Source organism: Butyricimonas sp. RTP31003st1_G1_RTP31003_210430 (assembly GCF_040920905.1).
In the GTDB taxonomy this organism is placed as follows: domain Bacteria; phylum Bacteroidota; class Bacteroidia; order Bacteroidales; family Marinifilaceae; genus Butyricimonas; species Butyricimonas paravirosa.
The window spans coordinates 1-1,557 of the sequence record NZ_JBCOSQ010000141.1 but is presented as its reverse complement, the minus strand read 5'-3'; the positions used below and the strand labels follow the sequence as shown (position 1 = coordinate 1,557).

1 protein-coding gene is annotated in these 1,557 nt (G+C 39.6%); it reads right to left on the bottom strand.

Annotated elements, in window-relative coordinates:
- Window positions 1-1,557: outer membrane protein assembly factor (locus AB5542_RS21265; RefSeq protein WP_368243459.1), on the bottom strand; the 1,557-nt coding region annotated here is incomplete at both ends.

Here is a 1,557-nt window from a genome sequence, read left to right as displayed (position 1 = left end):
ACACTCAATGAATTCGGCTTTCTTCCACCTAACCAAGGTTCACGGAAAGACAAACTGAAAGAAGTATAGTATTTACCATTCGTCTGAGCCTTCAAACTAAACGTCTGACCATCTCCCTGCGGCAGAGGCCGGTAAGAATCCCAATTAAATATATTACGAATAGAGAAGTTCGTGAAGGTCAATCCCACAGAACCAATGATCATACCGGCTCCCCAACCTCCGGAAAGTTCGATTTTATCATTCGCTTTTTCAACTAAACCAAATACGACATCAGCCGTTCCTGCCTCTGCATTCACATTTGCCAAATCGGGTTTAATCTGCTCCGGGTCAAAATGTCCCATATTCGCCAACTCTCTGGCACTTCGTATAATATCCTCACGACTGAACAATTCTCCCGGGTAAACATATAATTCCCGACGAATTACATGCTCGTGCGTACGATTATTTCCTTTGATGATTACTTTGTTAATCGTCGCTTGAGGGCCTTCAACCACCCGGACTTCCAAGTTAATGGAGTCTTCTCCGGATATAGTCTCCACCGGAACCAACCGGGAGAACAAGTAACCATTATTCTGATATAGATTAGAAACAGCATCATCATCAGATGTCATTCGTTCCTCAAGATATTTACTGTTATAAACATCACCTTTCTTGATATTCAACACATCACTCAAAACATCTGAACCATAAATGGTGTTACCCACCCATGTAATATTATTGAAATAGTATTTGTTTCCTTCTTGTACATCAATATAAATTTTTACCCGCTTAGGTGAAATCTGTACCACGCTATCCGAAAGGATCACAGCATCCCGGAAACCTTTCTCGTTATACTTATCAACAAGAAGGAATTTATCTTCATCGTAATTTTTTTCTATATAATTAGCCGACTTGAAGAAATTACGAAGAGATTTCTCTTTCGTCTTCTTCATGGCACCTTTCAGACGACCATCTTTCATTAACTTATTTCCGGTAATGATAATCTCGTCAATCTTGATCTTATTATGTTTCTCCACGATAGCATCCAAGATCACGAAATTACTATGGTCCGGATCATCACGTTGAATAATCCTGATATTCGTGTTATAATATCCCTTTTCTTTCAGATACTTCTCGATCTGCATCTTTAGATTTGACTTCATCAAATCTGTCACCTGGGCACCCGGTAACAAATTCATCTTTTCTTTGATTTTATTCTCCTCTGCTTTTTTCAGCCCGACATAATTAATCTTGGAAAGTTTATGACGCTCCTTTATATATAAAGCCAAATAAACTTTATCCCCTTCGATCTTATCTATGGCAATAGATACATCTGAAAAGATTCCATGCCCATACAATCTCTTAATTGCACGAGTGATTGTTTCTCCGGGAATCTGTACCGCCATCCCGATTGACAATCCAGCCATCTGTGCCAAATAATCCTCATCATAATTCTCCCCTCCCCCAACAGCTCGCACTCCAGCTAGTTCGTAAGTTTTAGGCGAAGAATAAAAAATATCATATTGTTGTGTCGTATCTGCGACTTGGGCCTTTGCCCCATAAACACACAGTATAAAG